This is a genomic window from Polaromonas sp. P1_E3, from assembly GCF_056405935.1.
In genome coordinates this window covers 1-2,887 of record NZ_JBFUBD010000339.1, presented here as the reverse complement: position 1 = coordinate 2,887, position 2,887 = coordinate 1, and the positions used below count along the sequence as shown (strand labels likewise).

General features: G+C 62.0%; 2 protein-coding genes. Both read left to right on the top strand.

Annotation, left to right across the window (positions count from 1 at the left end):
• Positions 1 to 1,551, top strand: a 1,551-nt coding sequence (locus tag AC1D0Z_RS18820) for a sensor histidine kinase (RefSeq protein ID WP_477659714.1), incomplete at its 5' end; no start/stop codon positions are given.
• A gap of 6 nt (positions 1,552 to 1,557) precedes the next feature.
• The coding region (locus AC1D0Z_RS18815; RefSeq protein WP_477659713.1) for an alkaline phosphatase D family protein at positions 1,558 to 2,887 on the top strand (1,330 nt) is incomplete at its 3' end.

The following is a 2,887-nucleotide window of genomic DNA, read 5'->3' as shown; positions in this document are numbered from 1 at the left end:
GTCACCCGGCAGGAAAAAGAGCAGGCCCAGGCGCGCATCATGGCCGAGCAATCCATGGTGGAGACCTTGAGTGTTTCCCAGGAAAACTTTCGCACCTTGCTGAAAGAGCGCGAAATGATCCTGGAAAACTCCATTGTGGGTATTGCCTTCCTGACGCCGGATGGCCGTTTCCGGTGGGCCAACCAGGCCATGCTCAAGGTATTCGGTGCGGGCAGCAATCCGTTGACCTCGATGGAGCCGTTTTACCTGTCGCGAGAGCAATACCTGCAGGTAGGCGGTGAAGTGGCCGCCTGTGTGGGCCGCGGTGAAAACTACGAAGCGGAGATCCAGGTCCGGCAGTTTGACGGCACGCTGATCTGGGTGTCGCTGTCGGGCAAGTCGGTTGCCGAGCGCGACCTTTCGCAAGGTACGGTCTGGGTGATCATCAACATCACGCAGCGCAAGGAACTGGAGGCCAAGCTGCTGCGCACATCCTCCGAGCGCGAAGCCATCCTGAACAGTGCGCTGGTGGGCATTGTGCTGTCGGTGAACCGCCGCCACGAGTGGGTGAACGAGAAATTCGCCCAGATGATCGGCAGCCCGCGTGAAGCRCTGATGGGGCAATCTTCCAGTTATATTCACCCCGACCTTGCCACCTGGGAGCAGTTCGGCAAGGAGGCGCGAAGCACGCTGATTGCCACCGGCAGTTATATCAATGAACGTCAGCTCAGAAGGCAGGATGGGCAGCTTTTCTGGGTGCAGATGGCTGGTAGCTGTGTTCAGCCCCATGATCCTGATTCAGGTGTGATTTGGGCCTTTCTTGACATCACGGAACGCAAGAAATCGGAAGAAGACACACGTGAAGCGCTTGAGCAGCAACGGGCGCTCAATGAACTGCGCACCCGTTTTGTGGCGATGACAAGCCATGAGTTCCGCACACCGTTGTCGGGAATTCTTTCCGCCGAGGAATTGCTGAGGCATTACGGCAGCCGTTTGCCCGAGCCGGAAAAACTGGAGATTCTGGACAGCATTGCCGCCGGCGTAAAACGCATGACGGGGATGCTGGATCGCGTGCTGCTGCTGGGCAAGGCCGATGCACAGATGCTGGAATTTGAACCGCATCTGCTGGACCTGCAGAAGTTGTGCCACCAGCTGGTAGAAGAAGCGCGCAACCAGCAACCGGACAGCCTGTGCGAATTGCAGCTGGATTATTCGGCCGGAATGGCGGAAGGCCTGTACGACGAGAAGCTCCTGCGCCATATCTTCAGTAACCTGCTGTCCAATGCGGTCAAATACTCGCCCCTCGGGGGCCTGGTGCTGTTCCGCGTGCGAGCCGAACGGGATGTGACCGTTATGGAAGTTGTGGATGAAGGCATAGGCATTCCGGAAGATGAGCTCCCGCATCTGTTCGAGTCTTTCCATCGCGCCAGCAATGTAGGCACCATTCAGGGCACAGGCCTGGGTCTGGCGATCGTCCGCAATGCGGTCGACATCCACGGCGGCACCATTGCCGTGAGCAGCAGCGCCGGCTCGGGAACCACTTTCACCGTGCGCCTGCCGGCCAGGCAGTAAGCCCGCATGACTACGCTGCCCGTGATGCAAAGGCGCCGGCTGCTTCAGTCGCTGGCGCTGGCAAGTACCGGCAGCTACCTGCCGCTCAGGGCGGCAGCCCAGCAGCGGCTGGCCGGCAATCCTTTCACGATCGGTGTGGCCAGCGGCTCGCCTACCCATGATTCCGTGGTGCTCTGGACGCGGTTGTTGCCGGACCATGGTGAGGCCCTGCGCTCGCTGCCGGCAACGGTCGCAGTACGCTGGGAGCTTGCACACGACGAAGGTTTTACGCGCATCGTGCAGTCAGGCCAGGCGCAAGCTGTGGGCGGGCTGGCCCATTCGGTACACGTGGAGGTGCAAGGGCTGGAGGCCGACCGCTGGTATTTCTACCGCTTCGCGGCTGGCGATGCCGTCAGCCCCACGGGCCGCACCCGTACTTTTCCGGCGCCCGATGCGGTGGTGGGAAAATTGCGGATGGCCTACGCATCCTGTCAGCGATGGGAGCACGGCTACTACAGCGCCTATCGGCATATGCGTGACGAACATCTCGACCTCGTGATGTTCCTGGGCGATTACATCTACGAGTATCCCAACGCCGGCCAGGCTGTCCGTGCGCCCACGGGCGGCTGGGTGCTGACGCTGGACGATTACCGCCAGCGCTATGCCCTGCATAAAAGCGATGCCGACCTGCAAGCCATGCATGCGGCTTGCCCCTGGCTGGTGACCTGGGACGATCACGAAGTGCAAAACGACTATGCGGGTGCATCGCCGGGCAACAGCGGCCCGCCGGTGCCGGACTTTGCCGCCCGCCGCACGGCTGCTTACCAGGCCTTTTACGAGCATATGCCGGTGCGTGCCTCGGTACTCACCCGGGCAATGGCAGGCCTGGCAAGCGGCGCGGAAATGCGCATCTACCAGCGCGTTCCCTATGGGCGCCTGGCCTCGCTCTACATGCTCGACGCCCGGCAATACAAGGACGCGCAGGTCTGCACGCAGGGCGGGAAGGCCGGCTCCAGCACGTTGAACCCCGCAAACTGCGCGGCCTGGAACGATCCGGCCCGCAGCATGCTGGGCGCGCAGCAGGAAAGCTGGCTGGACGCCGAATGGGGCAGGGCCGACAGCAAGGAGCGCCGCTGGAACGTAGTGGGCCAGCAATCGCTTCTGGGACAACGGGATTTTCGCCGCGGACCGGACCAGGTTTTATGGAATGACGGCTGGGACGGCTATGCCGCGGCGCGCCGGCGTTTTACCGGCGCGCTGCAAAAACATGCCGTGGCCAACCCGGTGGTGCTGGGGGGCGATGTGCATGAAAACTGGGTCGGACACATCAAGGCCGACTACGCCGATGCCGCCAGCC